Source organism: Micromonospora taraxaci, from assembly GCF_007830095.1.
GTDB lineage: Bacteria > Actinomycetota > Actinomycetes > Mycobacteriales > Micromonosporaceae > Micromonospora > Micromonospora taraxaci.
In genome coordinates this window covers 4,780,639-4,798,367 of the sequence record NZ_VIWZ01000001.1, presented here as the reverse complement: position 1 = coordinate 4,798,367, position 17,729 = coordinate 4,780,639, and the positions used below count along the sequence as shown (strand labels likewise).

General features: G+C 68.1%; 18 protein-coding genes and 1 pseudogene. 11 read left to right on the top strand and 8 right to left on the bottom strand.

Going from position 1 to position 17,729, the window contains the following annotated elements:
* Nucleotides 1–52: 52 nt before the first annotated feature.
* Nucleotides 53–553 carry a hypothetical protein gene (locus FHU34_RS21680; protein WP_145783418.1) on the top strand — a complete coding sequence of 167 codons (501 nt, stop codon included), beginning with the start codon at nucleotides 53–55 and terminating at the stop codon, nucleotides 551–553.
* Complete coding sequence (locus FHU34_RS21675) at nucleotides 550–1,128, top strand: hypothetical protein (RefSeq protein WP_145783416.1); 579 nt, start codon at nucleotides 550–552, stop codon at nucleotides 1,126–1,128. The genes FHU34_RS21680 and FHU34_RS21675 overlap by 4 nt, the downstream gene beginning before the upstream one ends.
* Before the next feature lie 59 nt (nucleotides 1,129–1,187).
* On the opposite strand, the gene FHU34_RS21670 is transcribed toward FHU34_RS21675, so the two are convergent.
* On the bottom strand, nucleotides 1,188–3,029 hold the full coding sequence (locus FHU34_RS21670; RefSeq protein ID WP_244311783.1) for a hypothetical protein: 1,842 nt from the start codon (nucleotides 3,027–3,029) through the stop codon (nucleotides 1,188–1,190).
* A 142-nt stretch (nucleotides 3,030–3,171) separates the two neighbouring features.
* Between FHU34_RS21670 and FHU34_RS21665 the strand changes: the two genes are divergently transcribed.
* Together FHU34_RS21665 and FHU34_RS34080 are read left to right on the top strand one after the other, a co-directional pair.
* Nucleotides 3,172–3,432 carry a transposase family protein gene (locus tag FHU34_RS21665; protein WP_244311782.1) on the top strand — a complete coding sequence of 87 codons (261 nt, stop codon included), beginning with the start codon at nucleotides 3,172–3,174 and terminating at the stop codon, nucleotides 3,430–3,432.
* 203 nt (nucleotides 3,433–3,635) lie between these two features.
* Entirely contained in the window at nucleotides 3,636–3,761 is a 126-nt protein-coding gene (locus FHU34_RS34080) for a hypothetical protein (RefSeq protein WP_280116493.1), read from the top strand.
* Between the two features lie 87 nt (nucleotides 3,762–3,848).
* Here FHU34_RS34080 and FHU34_RS21660 read toward each other — a convergent pair whose 3' ends face one another.
* From FHU34_RS21660 to FHU34_RS33840, 3 genes and pseudogenes are all read right to left on the bottom strand, one after another.
* Nucleotides 3,849–4,367 (bottom strand): phosphatase PAP2 family protein, encoded by a 519-nt coding sequence (locus FHU34_RS21660; protein WP_244311984.1) that lies wholly within the window; start codon nucleotides 4,365–4,367, stop codon nucleotides 3,849–3,851.
* Between the two features lie 389 nt (nucleotides 4,368–4,756).
* Nucleotides 4,757–5,233, bottom strand: a complete 477-nt coding sequence (locus FHU34_RS21655; RefSeq protein WP_145783413.1) for a DUF6086 family protein — start codon at nucleotides 5,231–5,233, stop codon at nucleotides 4,757–4,759.
* A 390-nt stretch (nucleotides 5,234–5,623) separates the two neighbouring features.
* A pseudogene (locus FHU34_RS33840) lies at nucleotides 5,624–5,938 on the bottom strand (site-specific integrase); the annotation flags it as partial.
* Between the two features lie 228 nt (nucleotides 5,939–6,166).
* Between FHU34_RS33840 and FHU34_RS21645 the strand changes: the two are divergent.
* From FHU34_RS21645 to FHU34_RS21630, 4 genes are all read left to right on the top strand, one after another.
* On the top strand, nucleotides 6,167–7,351 hold the full coding sequence (locus FHU34_RS21645; RefSeq protein ID WP_167524871.1) for a low temperature requirement protein A: 1,185 nt from the start codon (nucleotides 6,167–6,169) through the stop codon (nucleotides 7,349–7,351).
* 155 nt (nucleotides 7,352–7,506) lie between these two features.
* A complete protein-coding gene (locus FHU34_RS21640) occupies nucleotides 7,507–7,845 on the top strand; it encodes a HEAT repeat domain-containing protein (RefSeq protein ID WP_244311781.1) in 339 nt (112 codons plus the stop codon).
* An 835-nt stretch (nucleotides 7,846–8,680) separates the two neighbouring features.
* Nucleotides 8,681–10,252: a nucleotidyl transferase AbiEii/AbiGii toxin family protein gene (locus FHU34_RS21635; RefSeq protein ID WP_145783410.1), complete on the top strand. Its 1,572-nt coding sequence runs from the start codon at nucleotides 8,681–8,683 to the stop codon at nucleotides 10,250–10,252.
* Nucleotides 10,253–10,484: 232 nt separating this feature from the next.
* Nucleotides 10,485–11,069 (top strand): transglutaminase-like domain-containing protein, encoded by a 585-nt coding sequence (locus FHU34_RS21630; RefSeq protein ID WP_145783408.1) that lies wholly within the window; start codon nucleotides 10,485–10,487, stop codon nucleotides 11,067–11,069.
* 264 nt (nucleotides 11,070–11,333) lie between these two features.
* Here the strand turns inward: FHU34_RS21630 and FHU34_RS21625 are convergent, their stop codons facing one another.
* From FHU34_RS21625 to FHU34_RS21615, 3 genes are all read right to left on the bottom strand, one after another.
* Nucleotides 11,334–12,929: an MFS transporter gene (locus FHU34_RS21625; RefSeq protein ID WP_145783406.1), complete on the bottom strand. Its 1,596-nt coding sequence runs from the start codon at nucleotides 12,927–12,929 to the stop codon at nucleotides 11,334–11,336.
* 80 nt (nucleotides 12,930–13,009) lie between these two features.
* Nucleotides 13,010–13,651: a class I SAM-dependent methyltransferase gene (locus FHU34_RS21620; RefSeq protein WP_145783404.1), complete on the bottom strand. Its 642-nt coding sequence runs from the start codon at nucleotides 13,649–13,651 to the stop codon at nucleotides 13,010–13,012.
* Complete coding sequence (locus FHU34_RS21615) at nucleotides 13,648–14,607, bottom strand: NAD(P)/FAD-dependent oxidoreductase (RefSeq protein ID WP_145783402.1); 960 nt, start codon at nucleotides 14,605–14,607, stop codon at nucleotides 13,648–13,650. The genes FHU34_RS21620 and FHU34_RS21615 overlap by 4 nt, the downstream gene beginning before the upstream one ends.
* A gap of 95 nt (nucleotides 14,608–14,702) precedes the next feature.
* Between FHU34_RS21615 and FHU34_RS21610 the strand changes: the two genes are divergently transcribed.
* From FHU34_RS21610 to FHU34_RS21600, 3 genes are read left to right on the top strand one after another with little or no spacing between them, the layout of a single operon-like run.
* Nucleotides 14,703–15,299: a helix-turn-helix domain-containing protein gene (locus FHU34_RS21610; protein ID WP_145783400.1), complete on the top strand. Its 597-nt coding sequence runs from the start codon at nucleotides 14,703–14,705 to the stop codon at nucleotides 15,297–15,299.
* Nucleotides 15,300–15,358: 59 nt separating this feature from the next.
* Nucleotides 15,359–15,583, top strand: coding sequence for an acyl-CoA dehydrogenase family protein (locus FHU34_RS34285; protein WP_145785731.1), 225 nt, complete (start codon nucleotides 15,359–15,361; stop codon nucleotides 15,581–15,583).
* A 14-nt stretch (nucleotides 15,584–15,597) separates the two neighbouring features.
* Entirely contained in the window at nucleotides 15,598–16,416 is an 819-nt protein-coding gene (locus tag FHU34_RS21600) for a class I SAM-dependent methyltransferase (protein ID WP_145783398.1), read from the top strand.
* 354 nt (nucleotides 16,417–16,770) lie between these two features.
* Here FHU34_RS21600 and FHU34_RS21595 read toward each other — a convergent pair whose 3' ends face one another.
* The gene (locus tag FHU34_RS21595; protein WP_145783396.1) at nucleotides 16,771–17,475 is read right to left on the bottom strand and encodes a hypothetical protein; all 705 of its coding nucleotides are present in this window, start codon (nucleotides 17,473–17,475) and stop codon (nucleotides 16,771–16,773) included.
* Between the last annotated feature and the right edge of the window lie 254 nt (nucleotides 17,476–17,729).

Here is a 17,729-nt window from a genome sequence, read left to right as displayed (position 1 = left end):
GGGTGCGGCGGCTGCCGTCGCCGCACCCCGCTACGGAGGTACATTGACCGGCATGGCAGTGCCACTCGCGGTCCATCGCGCGTCGGTCTGGGTGCAACACGGCCAGGTGCTGGTCAGCGACGCGGAAGACGGCGACCTGGCAGGGCTCGACGACTCGTGGGACGACGCAGTCGAATCCGGGCACTTCGTGGGCACCGCCGACGGCATCGTGAACATCGTGACTCCCCGCGCGGACAGCAGCGGCACACCATTCACCGTCGAGGAATGGGCCGACGAGCCGCCCGATGACCGACACGACTGGGATCACGAAGTCGACATCGACATCGACGTGCCGAGTGGAAAGCTGGAGCTCTTCCTCACGACCGGCGAAATAGAAGACGGCACCGTCCGCCTCGCCAAGGCCGGCCCGTGCCGGCTGCGGGTGTCCGCCCGTTTCCCCGAGGCCGGCGACGACGCCGCCGACGTGTACCGGCTACGGGTATGGCCGCGCACGGCCGACACGCCGCCGCAGCTCCGGCAGTCCTGGCCGCACTGGCCCAGCGTCCGGTCATGACACCACCGAACACGCCCCACCCGACTCGCCGCCGACGGCTCGCCTCCTGGGCGGCCATCGTGACCGTCGCGCTCAGCGGCTGCGGGCCGGCCTCCACCGGCACATCCGCCCGCCAGGGCGCACCCGGTTCGTCGCGATCCGGTGTCGCCTGCATCAGGAACAGCGACGCCGACGCCGACTACTGTGATCGCTTCCTCGCCGACCTCGCCCGACGCACGCCGCTGGACCCCGCTCAGGCCCGGGCCGCCGAGACCGCCAGACAGTCCGTCGCGCGCGCTCTCTCCGGCAACGTCCTCAGTCGCTGCAACGTCGAACACGAACCCTGCGACGCCGTCATGGCCTGGGCCGAGCAACCGGCGACACCGGAACATGTCAGGTCGCTGCTGGCGACGGTCAGCGAGAATCACCCCCAGGTCCGGTTGGCCCGCCCCGACGATCCCGCCGTTGCCGACACCGTCGCCTTCGGCGTCCTCGTCGGACAGGTCTGCGTCTACGGATACCAGCGCCTCCACAGGGATCCGGACCAGGTACACGCCGCCGGCCCGCTACCTCAGGGCACCTGCCTCCGACCCTGACCGCACGGATCACCGCGTTCAGACAGAACGATCCTCGTATCCCGAGGCCACGCCCAACATCACTTCGTGTTGGTGTCGATGGTGTAAACCACGTCTGGCCCGACGTCGTGGCGGGTGATGCCGGGTACGTCGGTGATGTTGAGCAGTGGTTCGTATGGGGTGCCGTGGACCCGGTCGCGGAGCAGGACGACGCTGCGGATGCCGAGCTGGTGCAACCGATCCAAGGCCGGCTGGCTGGGGAAGGTCGTCATGACGTCGCGGATCGCCTGACGGTTGGGTGTGGTGTAGCTGGCCGCACCGTTGACCATGGCGGGAAAACCGTCGGTCGACCACAGTAGGACGTGGAGGTCGATGCCGTCGTTGGACGGCAATACCATGATCGGGGCGTGCGCGGAGGCTAGCGCCATCGCGGCCGGTTTGGCTGGGGTTTGGGGGTGGTCCAGGTTGGGCAGGCCCTCAGCTAGCACGAGGACCAGCAACGGAACGGTCAGTAGTCGCGCCTCTTCCACCGACCATTTTGGCTTGGCACCTCTGCGAGCCACGTCGGCCAGGTGGGTGACCAGGCCGGCCGCGAGGATGGCCAGGCAGAGAGTCGGCCACAAGATCAACCGACCTGGTGTACGGGATCCATCGAACCCGGGCACGTACAGATAGAGCAGGCGGTAGATCGGCCCGTTCGTGCCCAGCGCGAACAGCACTCCGACGACCGTCCCCAGCAGCAGCAGAAGCCGTTGCGTCGGTGACCAGCGGGACAGGAAGAGGCCGGCGAAGGCCAGTAGATACAGTGCGTACCCGCAGAGCAGCACCTTCTCGGTCGTTGCGCCACCAAGAGCGATGCGGGCCTCGTTGTGCAGGTTGCCCCAGGGCAGGGAGGACTGCGGCGCCACGAGAAGTCCGCGCAGTGTCGGGGAGAAGAACGCGACGTAGTCCCAGTCCCGGGTGACAGTGGGGTTGAGCTCGCGGACGTGTTGGTACGCGTACGCGAAGTATCCGGTCACCGCGGTGAAGACCAGCCCGCCGATCAAATCACTGACGATCAGCCGGCGGCCAAGGCGTGGGCGGTGGATCAGCCAGGCTGTCAGTGTGATCAGGCAGAGGGCGGCGAGGACGTATACGAATCCCAGCCCCACGCCGAAGCCTAGGCTGACCTGCCAGGCCGCGACGAGCCAGCCAGCGAACGCCCATCCCGGCCGGACTCGTTCGGGAAGGTAGCCGCGAGTGAACGAGAGTCCGTGGCCGCGCGCCAGCATCGCCAGGGCCAGAGTGATGCCACCGGTGGAGAGAATATTCAAGTGACCGGCGTGGCCGTAGCGCCAGGGCGCGTAGGCGAGGGCGGCCCCGGCCACCGCGGCGGCGACCTTGTTCGCGCCAAGTTGGCGCACGAGCGCGTAGCCGCCGAGGAAGGCGAGCGCGAAGGCCAGCACGAACAGGATGTTGTAGCGCAGCACGGCGGCGACTACGCCGTTGCCTATCAGCCCTGCCGGGGCATAGCCGAGCAGGCTGTCGTTCAGGGCCAGGCCGTACTTGTCGGGATAGAAAGCGTTGGTATCCCACAGGCCACGCAGGCCGTGGGTGAGAGCGTGGCCACCCCATCCCACCAGCCATGCTTGGGCCGTCGGGTCACCCGCGTCACCGACGATGGTGTGGGCCGGGTCGGCGATCGGCGCAGTCTTGGCACCGGCGGTCATCACGCGAACCGCGTACGGCGGAATCAGCCAGATCATCGCGACAGCGAGGAGCACTGAACCGAGGCTCGCGATGGTCAGTTCCCGCCGATGGGCCCCCCGTGTCAGCCAATCCCTCGTGCCTGAACTGGCACGCGAGAGTCGGCCATTTTTTCCAAGCTCGCGGAGAGTGACGGCTGATGTGGGGCCTCCTGCCGGTGGCTCTACCTGCGTCATCACATTGACCCTCACTGTTGTACCGCCGCAGTAAATCATCGGCAGGGCGGCGCATAGAGTCAAGACCTCGATCAATGCCGTTCGGGTAGCCGGGCCTTACGCTGTTTGTCAAAGGCGTCTTGTCACGCAGGAGTCGCGATCGGTGCAGCGGCACATCTTGCCGCTGTCGAAACAGGACACGCCAGGGTTGCTGCAGACCCTCGCGCGGGTTCCAGACCCACGGGACGTCAGCGGCCGGAGCCATCCGCTGCCGGGACTGCTCGCGATCGTGATCGCGGCGGTGATTTCGGGATCGAGCCGCGTTGTGGAGATCGTCGAATGGGCCGCCGACCTGCCGGACGCGGCGTGGGATCGTCTCGGTGCAACCCGCGACGCGTCCACCGGTGCCCGGCCCCGTCCGTAGTTGGTGCGCTGTCGAGCTGTCAAGGCGGGCCCGCCTCACAGGCCGGTCGCGCCGCCAACCAGGAGCCGACCCCAACGGGCCGCCGATCGAGGACCCCGCGCCCTTAGCGCAAGCTCACGGGGCGCACCGCGAACGATGTCAGCCCCGCCGGCGGCGCGACTTACGAAGAAGCCCCGGGCCACCACGTCCAAGGTGGACCGACGGTGGAGATCACCGTCATCGGGCCTTACGCGGATGAGCTGCATCCGCCGCTGTTGGAACGGGTGGAAGCCATTGCCGGGTGTCGCTTCGCCGCAGCGTCACCGGAACGGCCCGCACCAGCGCAGTAGCCACGATCCGCCCGATGGTTGACTGCCCTGCGGCACTGAGCGTGGCGGGGCGCCAACTGCCGACGATCCGCTGGAATCCCCGTCGATTCACGCGAGGAGGACGAACGTCGGCACAGCGATGAGGATGCCGGCCAGAGCGCCTGCGACAACCTGCCCAATCGTGTGATCACCCAGCCGCACGCGGGACCAGCCCCCCAGAACGACGATCGCCAGCGATGGGATCAGCGCCGGCCCGAAGACGATGATCAGTACGCACACCGAGCCGCTGGCGACCGCGGCGTGTGCACTGAGCTTCCATGCCTGGTTGATCGCGGTGACGATGAGCAGCACGGCGAACATCACCACGACCATGGCGACGAGCGGTCGAGGCGCGCCGGCGAGGACGAGCACGGCGAGTCCGACGAGGACGGACAGTAGTCCGTAGACCAGGGGCCTGCGGCGCTGCTCGCGTACGCCGATGTGGTGGTCGGTCAGCCGTCCCCGTCGTACTCCGACCCAGATGACCGCGTACGGGACGACGGAGCAGAACAGTATGGCGAGCAGTGCCCAGCCGAGGCCGGTCACCACGGCGGGGGCGGTGCTGTGCAGGGCGATGATCAGCGGCATCAGGGCTGCGAAGACGGCCGGTGCACATGCTTCGGTGACGACCCGTGCCACTCGGGAGGTGCTGTTGGCAGGCAGGTCAACGAGTGCGGGCACCGTGGGGTTCTACCTCTCGGACGACCGCGTATCAAGAGACAACGCTTCGGATGTGGCGTGCGCGCGTGACGGTCTTTGCGGCCATAGGGGTTTCAATCGCGCGGGCTACCTGGGCGAGCCACGTCACCTGGTCGGCGGCGTCGAGGTCACCAGCGGCCGAATCTCGGGACGGCCCCAGCGGTAGGGCGATTGCTTCGGTGGCCTCACCCGACGGGGCGCGCCGTCGAGCCGGGACGCCAGTGCCGCACCGATGACGACGGCCAACCAGGGCTCAGCCCCAATTCGGCGACCGGTGATCAGTACGGCATGGCCCGGGCGCTCTCCTGCCGAAGCTCCCGGAGGCGCTCAGCATCACCGGGCGCGGCCAGGCCGGTAGTACCAACCGAGACGTCCCGCCAATCAGGCGGCGACGGGTTGCTCAACGCGCCGATGTCACGGCCGGCACGTTCGACGATGACGAGCGCGGTGGCCGTGAACCCCTCGATCAATGACCGGAGAATCGGGTGCCGGGATCCTATGTAGCGGCGGACGAGCACGTCGACGAACGCGGTGAATTCGTCAGCGTCGATCCAGTATTCGTCGCGGATCAGCATCGGCTCAATACCGGTCGACACGCCTTCCGCCTGGGCAAGAGCATCGGCGGTACGGACGAAGAGGTCGGCGACGCCGTTGGAAGGGTTCCACAACGTCTCATCGCCGATCTTGAAGTCTTTACTCACGAGATCATGATCGTGTATTGAGCGACAGGTCGCCGCCCGGGAGTGCCTGGACACCCCTTCGCCTCCGGCGGCAAGGGCTGCCCGACCGTGGACCCGGGCGGCTCTGAGATGCCCGGCCGATCCGGTCCCGCCCGCCGTACACCACAGGCAGCCAGACCGGGCAGGCGCGGCCCGGCAGGGCGATGCCTGTCGACACCGGTGGCGGGGCGTCGGCCGTGACCGGGCCGGGGCGACGCGACCGGCGACGACCCTGACGGACAGGCGTCGGCGGGCGTCTTGACGACGGCATGACCGACCGGGACCGTGCCGAGTCCCCACCCCAACCACTCGCTGACGGCTGGTTTCGCTGGACGTTCCCCCGTGCGGGGCATGAGCGCCGATGGCATGGCTGGACGAATTGCTCTCCTGCACTGGTAGTTGCGGGACAGCATCGAGAGCGCACCGTCAGGTGAGGTCGCGAAGAAGGGCTGGCGCCGCAGGTGCGGGACTGGGCCGCTTCCCGTGATCGGTGCCGAGTCACTCGAGGATGCCCGGGACGTCCGGCGCTTGGGCGGATTTCGAGATGTAATACGTGGCGGTGGCCTCCTCGCTGGATTGTGCGAGCTGTGCTGCGGCGCTCTTCGTGTCGGACTCCTCCTTGAGGTGGCCACTGTCTTACGGAAGGCGTGTGGGGGTGACCCAGGCGAGGTCAGTGTCGGCGCGAACTTCACGCCACTGACGGCGGACGTTGTCAGGTGACAGCCAGGTGCCACCTCGGGCGAACGACGGGTGCAATCGCCGCCGCCCTGGTGGCTCTCAGCTCGGTCGCCGGCCGGCGACAAGCCACACTGTTAGGTGGTGTCTGCACAGGTCCGCGCTTTCCCGCAGCTCAAGACCGAGTTCGGAGTCGCCAGTCCGAGGTGAGTTAACGGATCGGTCCCCTGATTGACGCCTGACGCTTGTGGTGAAGCCGGAAATTTCCGGCTTGATCGTCGATATGCTGTCGGAGTGCCGACCACGCCTCCCGAGAAGGGGGTCATCTGGGAAGAGCTCTTCTTCGACCTGGCCTTCGTGTTCGCACTCACCCAGTTCTCCCACATGTTGCACGAAGATCACAGTTGGGCGGGCATCGGCCGGGTACTGCTGCTGTTCGTAACCATCTATTGGGCCTGGGTTGGCACCACGATCTACACCGACCAACGCGACGTCGGCAACGCGCTGGACCGGGCTGGCGTCTTCGCTCTCGGGCTCGGCAGTCTGCTACTGGCCCTGACAGTCCCCGGTGCCTTCGATGATCGAGGCCTGCTGTTCGTCGGTGTTTACCTGGCGATGCGGGTACTGCTGGCGGCATTGGCCTTGCGCACCCCGGGCGGCTGGCGGTCCCCGGTCTTTCGCCCTTACGGGTCGGGTCTGGTGGCTGGTCCGCTGCAACTGGCGGGAGGCCTGCTGCACGGTACGACGCGAATAGTGCTCTGGTCGATTGCGATTCTCGCCGATCTGTCCATCACCACGCTCACCCGACGGACGCTCGACAAGGTCCGCGTCCGGCCGCTGCACTACACACACCGCTACGGGCTGCTGATCATTCTGGTGCTCGGCGAGTCGGTAATCCAGGTCGGGATGGTAGCCGTGGACGAGCCGTTGACCCTCGCCCGGTTGGTTGCTGTATGCCTCTCCTACTCGCTGGTCTGCGCGCTTTGGTGGGTGTATTTCATCTACGGTGTCCGGGCTTTCCGGCAAGCGGTGGCCCGGGCCGCTCAGCAGGCAGACATCCGCCGCTCCGTCATGATCTACGGTCACTTGCTGTTCAGCTTCGCGATCATCACGGTGGCCGTCGGACTGTCCGAGGCAGTGACCGAGCCCCTCGAGCCGCCTCGGGCCAGCGAGGGGACCGTGCTCTTCGGTGGCGCTGCGCTCTTCCTCGGCACCTTTGCCTACACCCACTGGCGGATCCACCGACAAATCGCACGACGACGGATCGGCGCGAGCGTGCTCTGCCTGATTCTGCTGCCGCTAGCACACCTGGCGCCGGCCCTGGCCGCCCTGGCGACCCTGTTTGCCGTGGTCGCCGGAGTGAGTGTGCTGGAAGGGATCATCCTGCACCGCCACCCGATGATCGGGGACCACGCGGCGGAGGGTCAGATGGGTAGCGACCCGGATCACGCGGACAAGGGCCCTGTGGTGCGCGAATGACACGGCCGGCGCAGGCGACCGTGGAACGGCGACGGACTGGGTTTCCTTCTTCAAGAGCCCGGTCTCGTCCGGGATCAACACGCCATCCGGTTCACCCAGCCACCGCCGATAGTGCCGGCACCCCCGATGCCGCTCAACCAGCTAGCCTCAACGGCGTGACGAAGCGGTTCCAACAGGCCATGCAGCTCATGCGCCGCCATGACCCGCAGACCAAGGAAGATGGCTTCCACCTCCTGCTGCCCCACGCCGCCGACCACATCGACGAACTCATCGCCGAGTTCGCTCAGGAACGACACGACCACGGCTTGCGCTGCTGGCTGGTCGAACTCGTGGGCGAAGCCCGCTCACCCCAAGCGCTACCGGTACTCACCGAACAACTGCACGACGGCGACGAGTCACTCCGGTATTGGGCCGCCAAAGGACTGGAAAAACTCGACACCAGACAAGCACGGCAAGAGCTGTGGAAAGCACGAGCCAACGGACTCGTCGACTGACCCCTCAACGGCCAGATAACGAACTGTCACTGCCGTACTAGGCTTACGCGAACTTCTGAGTGGCGCTGAGCGTCAGCGGTGGTGAGCAACGGATCATGTACTCCCACCGACACGAACCCCGTCCCTGCGGTAGGCGGGCAGCGTTGTGCAAAGGCGATGTAGTGGGCTGTGGTCGTATGGTCGGCGTCAGCATCTGCGCTTGGCAAGTTTCTTGCTGAGAAGTTTGTACTGTGGCTGAGCCCTCTCCATCAGCAGATCGTGGGCAGGACGTCGTCCCAGGCTGCCATGACCCATCAGCAGGGTGCCGCCAGGGACTGTCTTGGTGCTCTCGTTCGTAGTACGCCTCGAGAAGGCCCCAGCTCCGCAGCAGGTTGCCGGAGACGTCCAAGATCCCCTCCTGGAACGGTCGGCCAAGCCGTCGCTCGAGCTCTGCCGGTCGATGATCGGGGGGAATTCCGCGTACCCGGCCAGTGGCCAGCAGTTCGAGGGCGAGTTCGACCGCCAGCTCGCGATCGCGTGCTCGGTAACCCATCGAAGAAGGCTAGACGCAGAGATCATGTTGACGGGTACCTCCCGCCGGGGTCTGACTCGGCCAGGCGCTGATGTGAAGGCTGGCGAACCGCTTCCCGTACCTCAATCCGGCCTTCGCAGCCGAGCTCGCAGCAGCAGCCGATGGCGAGCGTCGGCCCGCAGTCGGGTTCGGTGTGCAGGCGTCGAGCCTCGTCTCTGGCGTGAGGGTCAGTGGTGACGCCTGAACACGCTCCGGGAAGGCTCTGCCCTGCCGCATCGGGTAATCGAGTTATTCGGCCTGAGGGTCGTGCCATAAACTCCGCCGATGCTTGAGGTATCGGGGGATTTCGAGATCCACATTACGGCTTACGCTTCTCAGGCCGAGAAGCTGCGGGCGTTCGCCACCGAGCATGGTGTGAAGTTCGTCCATATTGTGCTCGACCGTGGCGCGTACGCCTCTCAACCGATGCTCAGCCTGAACGGGCGAGGCACGCTGACCGAGCAGCAGGGCGCGGTGCAGCGTTGGCAACACGAGTTGCGTGAGGCGGGGATACACCCGTGCCGTTCGAAGATTGAGGCAGCGCCATGGTGTGCAGGCGTACCGCAATCGGATGAGCAGGCGGCAGCCGAGCCGGGTGGCCGGTATTTCGAACATCACGTCAAACTGCTGCTACCGAGTGCGGCGGTGGCGGATCTGATGGCTCTGACCGATCTGGTCGCGCCGCACGGGGCGCGGCTGTCCCGCAACGCCCGCCGGCAGTTTGCCGACGGTGCGCAGGAGCGGTTTGTCAACCAGCGATGTCACGGTGTCGGGCTCGCCGCGGCCAAGCAGAGGCTAGATGAGCTTGTCGAGACCCTCCGGGTCGCGGGCCACGAGCCCACGACGGTGGAGCAGGAGTACGTCGTCTTCGACAGCCACCTCCATTACGACGAGGGTTGGCTGGACTCGCCCAAGCCGGGCCCCAGCAGGTGGACGCTGGAGCGCGAGAACAGGATGAGGTCCGCGCCGGCCGGCTCGCCGGACTACCCGCCGACCTACCAGCCACTGTCCGCCGGCTCGGCCGTGCGCCAGCGAGCGGCGTTCGACCCGGCCCTTAAGCAGTACGCGAACGCCTACCGTGCCGGTGAGCCCGACTTCCTTGCGGCGGCCACCGGCCAGCTGTGGACCAAAGCCCGACGCGCCGCCATGCATCACGTCTTGGCGGCCATCGCCGCAACTTCCTCAGGTCAGCATCTGGTTCTGCGCGGCAGCGTCACCATGGCGGCTTGGGTCGGCGACGCCGCCCGCGAGCCGGGCGACCTCGACTTCGTCGTCACCCCACACACCATCACCAGCGACAGCGTCGACGCCCGCACGCTGCTCGATGACATCAAGACCGCGATCCGAACCGCAGCGGGTGCCGGTGTGCAGCCAGACCGGATCACCGAGTCCGCCATCTGGACCTACGAACGGGCGGACGGACGCCGCCTGCTCATCCCGTTCAGTACCCCGGAGGCACCGCCCGGCCACGTACAGATCGATATCGTCTTCGGCGAACAACTTCCTCTCCCACCAGAGATGCTGATCCTGCCTGACGTCGACAAGCCGTTACTGGCCGCGCCCGCCTCGCTGGCCCTGGCGTGGAAGCTGCTGTGGCTGGCCACCGACATGTACCCGCAAGGCAAGGACCTCTACGACGCAGTCCTGCTTGCCGAACACACCACTGTCGACCAATCCCTCGTCCGCCAGCTCATGCGACCGGAACTCGGCGCTGAAGCCGATACCTTCGGGGCCGAGACCGTGCTGTCCTGGGAGGTCGACTGGTCCAACTTCACCGACGAGTACGCCGGAATTACGGGCACCGCCGAGCAGTGGGCCAGGCGGCTCGCACTGGCCCTCGACCATGCCTGGACCTGACCAAGCCAGAACAGGTCGGCACGACTGGCAATCGCTTCATCCGGCTGTCGTAATACTTGGCAGCGCGCGACAAGCGGGCGATCAGTGCGCGTTGCCGTAGCTGTGCCAGGGAATGAGGGTGGCAGGCTAAGCGTGGCTGCGGTGAGATAGCGCCGTTACCGTAAGGCGATGGGGCATGGCGCGAAGGAGCAGCCTCGAACCCGACTGGACAAGCGGCGGGGAGGGGACAGCTATGCAACTGGTCGCGGGCGAACCGATGGATTACCTGGGCAGTGACATGGTCGTCGAGGTGGACCATCCGGCAGTGCGGGCGTTAGCTGGTGAACTACGCGCGGCGCATCCGGACGACGTCGACTTCACGCGGGCCGCCTTCGCATGGGTTCGTGACCGGATCCGGCACTCCGTGGACGCCCAGGATCCGCGGATCACTGTCACCGCTGGCGAGGTGCTCAGCGCTGGCGTCGGCCTCTGCTATGCCAAGTCGCACCTGCTGGTGGCCGTGGCCCGGGCCGCCGGCGTTCCGGCCGGGTTGTGCTACCAACAGCTGACCGACGGGGGAGAGCCTTTCCTGCACGGCCTCGTTGCCGTATACCTGGCCGGCGGCTGGCATCGCCAGGACCCGCGCGGCAACCGCGCCGGCATCGACGCTCAATTCCGCCTCGGGCGTGAGCAACTGGCCTACCCGATCACCAACGGATCGGCCGGTCTCGACTTTCCTGAAGTGCACGTGCGCCCCTCGCCCAATGTGATCGCAGCCCTGCGCGGTGCTCGAGACGCTCTTGAACTGTGCCGCGCAGGGTTGCCCGCTACGCCCTGAGTCGGGACAGCCGCGACGGCCGCGACGTCGGTGACGAGGCCCTGGCGCACATCTGGCCGACTCACCACGAGAACGTGCACTTCTACGGCCCCCACTCCGTCGACATCGACGGCGAGCTCGCTCAGCTCGACACGACGGCTACCGGCTGCTGCGGCTGCCCCCGGCCAGCGCGGTTAGCAGCTGACCGGGGGAGGGCCCGTGAGGAGCGGGGGGACGAGCGGGACCGCGTCTGGCTGCAGGATCGCGGCGTGTGCCAGGCCGGTGCTACCCGGGGATGGTGGCGTCGCTGGCCGAGTTCGGTGCGGTTGCCGGTGTGATCGGCGCGGTTCGTTGAGGGCCCCGGGCCAGGACGTAGACGAACAGGATCGTCATGACGGCGACTCCCGCCCACATGGCTTGTTGCCAGCCGTCGACGAACGATTCCTGGGCGGCGCGGATGAGTGCGGGTGCCCGGGTGCCGGCGGTGTCGGCCGTGGCGATGGCGTTGGCGATGCCTTCGCGGGCGGTGTCAGCGGTGTCACCCGGGATGGTCTCGAGGCGACCGTTGATGGCGTTGCGGTAGCCGGCGGTCAGGACGGCTCCGAGCAGGGCGACGCCGAGGGCGGTGCCGAATTCTCGGGTGACGTCGTTGAGGGCGGACGCGACGCCTTGACGTTCGCGGGGCAGGGCGGAGGTGATGGCCTCGGTGGAGGGGGTCTGGGTCAGGCCCATGCCGAGTCCCATGGCGAGCATGCCGGGCAGGATGGCGAGGTAGCCGCCGTTGACGGAGACGAGGGTGGCCATCAGCGCCAGGCCGGCGCCGCCGAGCAGGATTCCGGCTGCCATCGTCGCGCGAGCTCCGGCTCGGGCGGCCACTCGGGGGGCGAGTCCGGAGGCGAGCATCATCATCGCTGCCATGGGCATGAGCGCGAGGGTGGAGCGCAGTCCGGACCAGCCGAGAACGGCCTGGAAGTAGGGGAACAGCACGACGAAGATCCCGGCTTGGACGCCGAACAGTGCCAGCAGTGCCAGCGAGCCGCTGGCGAGGCGCCGGTCGCGGAACAGGCGCACGTCGAGCAGGGGTGCTGCCCGGCGTAGTTCCCAGGCCACGAACCCGATGGCGGCGACGATGCCGACGAGCAGGCTGGCCACGGTGACGGGCGAGGTCCAGCCGTGGACCGGGCCTTCGTGCAGGACGTAGATGAGCGCGACCACGGCGATCACCGACGTCAGGGATCCGACCATGTCGAAGCTGTGCTGCGACGTCTCGCGGGAGTTCGGGACGGCTCGCAGGGCCGTGACGGTGGCCGCGGCCACGAGCACGACCGGTAGTAGGAACAGCCACCGCCAGTTCGCCCAGTCGACGAGGACCGCGGACAGGTACATGCCGAGGATGCCGCCGCCGCCGGCGACGCCGGTCCACACACCGATGGCTTTGGAGCGTTCCGTGTCGGGGAACGTCGAGGTGATGACGGCCAGGGTGACCGGCATGATCATGGCGGCGCCGACGCCGGCGAGCAGCCGGGCGGCGATCATCATCTCGGATGAGGTGGCCAGGCCCGCCGCCGCGCTGGCGACGCCGAACAGGGCGAGGCCGGCGAGCAGGATCGGCTTGCGGCCCACCCGGTCGCCGAGGGCGCCGAGCGGGAGCAGCAGCGCGGCCAGGCTGAGGGTGTAGATGTTGATCATCCACAGGACGGTGCTCTGCGAGGCGTCGAACGCGACGGCGACCTGCGGCTGGGCGACGTTGAGCCCGGAGACCGAGGCGATGACCGCCATCAGGGCGATACACACCGCGATCAGGATCGCGCGACGCTGGCGCGGGTCGTGAATCGTCGCGTCGGGGACGCTCACGCTCGGGGAACTGTCGAGGGCAGGCATGCGCGGGGTTCCTTCCAAAAGGGCGCGATGGGGTACGGCGCCGGGGTGGACCTCGGTCCCGGCGTCGCAGAGAAAGTGGTTCAGGGGCGGCGGGTGGCGCGCACGACGACGTCGTGCAGCGAGACCGTCTGGCCGCCGGGCCCGGGCACCGGGCGCCGGTGCTCCTCGGCGGTGACGATCTTCCAGTCGGCCGTATTCAGGACGGCGGTGATGTCGGCGAGGGTGACCGTCGCCTCGGCGGGATGCTGATGCCCGTGCCCGTGCCCGTGCCCGTGGCCGGTGTGCAGGTGGCCGACGATCAGCAGGGTGCCGCCGGGCGCCACCCAGTCGGAGATGCGCTGGTAGAAGGCCAGTTGGGGCATCGCGGGGTGCGCGTAGTGGGTGGTGACCAGGTCGAAGCGCATGCCCGGTTCCCAGACGGTCAGGTCCGCCTCCACCCACCGGATGGACTCCGCTTGCCCGCCGGCGGTGGCGCGGTCGGCGGCGCGGGCGAGGGCGTCGGCGGAGATGTCGGCGGCGGTGAGCTGCCAGCCGTGGGAGGCGAGCCAGATCGCCTCGGCGCCGGCGCCGCACCCGGCGTCCAGGGCGGTGCCCGGTGCCAGGCCGGCGGTCTCCTGGGCGAGGTAGGGGTTGGGTGGGTTGCCGGCCATGGAGCCGGCCTTGTCGCCGTGGGTCTGCTGCCAGTGCTGTTGCCAGTAGTCCTTGTCGAAGCTGTGCGTCATCGGAGGCTCTCCTCGTTTGTCAGCCGGGCGACCGCCCGGTCGGTGTCCTCGGCGACGAGGTCGGCGTTGAGGTGGGCTGCGGCGCGGGCGCCGCCCGCGGCGGCCGCACCGACCTGGGCGGACAGGTCGGTGGCGTTACCGGCCGCCCATACCCCGGGCACCGAGGTCCGGCCGGTCTCATCAGCGGCGATGAAGGAACCCACCGGGTGTTGCGTCGCGGTGATGCCGATACCGGCGAAAACCTCTGCTCGGGCGACCATCCGCGGCGCCACCGCCACGGTCTCGACCGGTACGACCTCGTCGTCGTCGAGACGGACCCCGGTCAGCCGGTCGTCGACGATCTCCAGCCCGGCGACGCCGCCAGCGATCACCGGGATGTCGAGCGCGTCGAGTTTCGCCCGGTCCTGATCGCTGAGTTCCTGGTCGCCGCTGAAGTACCGCACGTCATCGCTCAACTGCCGAAACAGCAGCGCCTGGTGCACCGACATCGGCCCCGTAGCGAGCACACCGATCGCGTGGTCGCGGACCTCCCAGCCGTGGCAGTACGGGCAGTGCAGCACATCGCGGCCCCACCGCTGCCGCAATCCGGCGATGTCCGGCATCTCGTCAACCAGGCCGGTGGCTATCAGCAACCGGTGCGCGTGCAGCACAGCACCGTCACGTGTCGTCACCGCGAACCCCAGCGACTTGCGCGACACCTCAGCGACTTCCGCAGAGATGATCTCGCCGCCGTAGCCGGTGACCTCATCGCGGCCGCGTCTGAGGAGCTCCAGCGGGCTCAGTCCGTCGAGAGCCAGCAGGCCGTGCACGGCCTGCGCCGGCGCGTTGCGGGGTGCGCCAGCGTCCAGGACCGTCACTCGCCGCCGCGAACGCGCCAGGATCAACGCCGCGCTCAACCCGGCAGCACCGCCACCGACCACGACCACGTCCCGCACGGTCTCTGCCTGCTCCACCATCTGCCCTTCCCCCTTCACTACCTTCGCCGGTGACTTGATCCTGAGCTGGCTGGCGAAAATCTGCAAAGTTCTTTGCCGAATGGCAAAATGGGGTTGTGGACGACAACCTGGACCGCACCCTCGACGCGGTCGGCCCGCGGCTGAGGCAGCTGCGGCAGCGCCGCAACATCACCCTCACCGACCTGGCCGAGGAGACTGGAATCTCCGTCAGCACGCTGTCGCGGCTCGAAGCGGGCCTGCGGCGCCCGACGCTCGAACAGCTGCTCCCGCTCGCCCGCGCCCACAGCGTTACCATCGACGAACTCGTCGACGCGCCGCTGACCGGTGATCCTCGGATCAACTTGCGCCCCATCGCCGCTGGCGACGGATCCACCATCCTGCCCCTGACCCGCAGGCCGGGAGGCATCCAGGCCTACAAGTTCGTCCTGCCCGCAGGCGACGACAACCGCGTACCCGACCTGCGCACCCATGAGGGCTACGACTGGGTCTACGTCCTCAACGGCACCCTGCGCCTGGTCCTCGGCGACGACAACCTCACCCTGCAACCCGGAGAAGCCGCCGAGTTCGACACCCGCACCCCCCACTGGTTCGGCGCCACCAGCGCCGGGCCTGTCGAGTTCCTCAGCCTCATCGGCAGACAAGGCGAACGCGCACACGTACGCACCACACCAAAATCAGGCACGTCCCAATGAGCAGCAGAACTGCACGCCCCCGCGACCGGCCCGAGTAGCCCGCTCTTCGCACACCACACATAGCGGAAGCACCGGAAACCACGAAAGGCGCCTGCCCTGACGGCTGGGCGGCCGCCGGCAAACACCTGGCCACCGCGGTGCTGGCCGAGGTTGCCGACGAGGCGCTGCAGCTCTCCGGTGGTGACGGTTACCGGCGCGGCCATCCGGCGGATCGAGCCGTGCGTGACGCGACCGGCCTGGCGCTCGCCGGCGGCACCACGGAAACTCATGCTCCAACAGCTTGATCGAGGGTGACACGATGACACAGCACTCCGTCCCCGAGTTCTGCTCCGCCCCCGGATGGGACGCCGACCGCTACGACCGTCAGTTCGGCTACGTATCTGCGCTGGCCGGCGGTGTCGTCGAGCTGCTCGCTCCGGTGCCCGGCGAGACAGTCCTCGACCTGGGGTGCGGCACCGGTGAGCTGGCCGCCACGATCGCGGCGCGCGGCGCGCGGGTGATCGCGGTCGACGGCGACCCCGCCATGGTCGCCTCGGCCACCGCCCGGCTGGGATCGGACGTGCTGCTCGCGGACGGCCACGACTTCCTGATCGACGAGCAGGCCGACGCGGTGTTCTCCAACGCCGCGCTGCACTGGATGACCCGTCCGGCGGAGGTCGTCGCCGCCGTCCGTCGTGCGCTGCGTCCGGGTGGGCGGTTCGTCGCCGAACTCGGCGGTGCGCACAATGTGGCCGGGATCCTCGCCGCCGTCCGCGCCGCGTTGGCCGAACTGGGCCTGACCGAGGGCGCCCGGATGCCCTGGTACTTCCCGAGTCCAGGGCAGTACGCCACCCTGTTGGAGGCACACGGCTTCCAGGTGCTGCGGATGGACTACTTCGACCGCCCCACCGAGTTGACGGATTGTCCGGGCGGCGTCGCCGACTGGGTCGCCATGTTCGGCGCGGAGCTGATCGGCCATGTGCCGCCGGACCGGCGCGACGCCGTCCTGGCGCGGATCAACGAGCTGGCCGCGCCGACGTTGCTGCGCGACGATCGCTGGTACGCCGACTACCACCGGCTGCGCTTCGCCGCCGTGCGGGAGCCGGCGGGCGCGCCGGACGCGGTGGTGATGCGGTGACCTCGCCCGCGCGTGACTGAGCCGACCGCGACTTCGGGACGCCGGCGTTGCAGCTCGACCCCTACCCGTGTACGCGGCGCTGCGGGCGGCGCAGGGCCAGTCTGTCCTCTCGACGTCGCGCCGCACCTGGTTCGCGACGGACCACGGCGCCGCCGGTGTGGTGCTGGTGGACTGGCCGAAAACTATATCTAGGCGGCCCGCAAGCGGACCGCGCCGGCCCGGCCCCAGCCTGCTGGCGACCTCCGGCCGGCATGGGCCGGGCCAGTCGGCCACACTTGGGGACGACACGGTCGAAGACCGCGGGGCTTCACCCCGAATCCCGGCCCCTCAGAGTTCCGTCGCAGCAGCGCGGTTTCAAGCGTTGCCACCGGGCCCCAGCAGCAAACTGACCTGAGCCAGCATGTCTGACGACATTTCCCCAGGGCGGCGGAAGGCGTACCTACTCTCGCTGATCCGTCCAGCTGGGGTCAGAGTCCAGGGCTGCGGACCCCAGCAGCTCTGCTCCTCAAGGAGTATCCGAGCCAGCGCCCCGGTCTCTCCAGTGGCGCCGCAGGCGGTCAACATCGCCGCGAGGACGTCGTCCGCGTCTTCGGGGAGGTCCGCGTCACTCATGATCGGCAACAATAGAAGGAAGGTCTGAGGGTCAAGGCGCGCCGCCGACCCGGCTTCGGCCGCCTTATGCGCGACGGCGAGCAACTCTGGCCAGCACAGCCCCGGCCCCCTGAAGCAACCTTCGACCCTTGCCAGGGGAACGGTCGCCGTCCAGTCAGGACGGTGCAGCAGATAGTCGTACCCTCCTTCGCCGGGAAGGTTGCGGTACAAGACATGAAGCACGTGCCCTGCCGAGAGCGGGACTGAGAGCACTGGCCACCTGTGCTGAGCGCTGACCCTTTCGAAGAACTGCAACAGGTCGTCCTTGCTGACCCCGAAGCCCGCACACAGCGGCTCTTCGACGCCGTTGGTGCATTGCAACAAGTGGCACGCCCAGAAAAGTGGCTCGTCTGTCAGGTACGCCCCATCGACCAAGGGGTCGTCCTCATAGCCTGGAATCACGGGCATCGGCCGATTCTGGCACAGATCTCTGACCCCAGCCTGACCCGCGCGGGTCAACGGCAGCCAGCTCTTGGACTGGCTGCCGACATGGCGCGGCAGGCCAAGTGAGGGTGGGTGGCGCACGTCTTCCGGCCGTGTCCACACTTTCTGAAACGAGGGCTGCCGTCGCCAGCGTCCGACATCTGGGGACCAGGCGGGGACCACGCGTGGTGCACGATGCTGAGCGGTGCGCCGTCGGGAGCACGCCTCGATCATCGGCA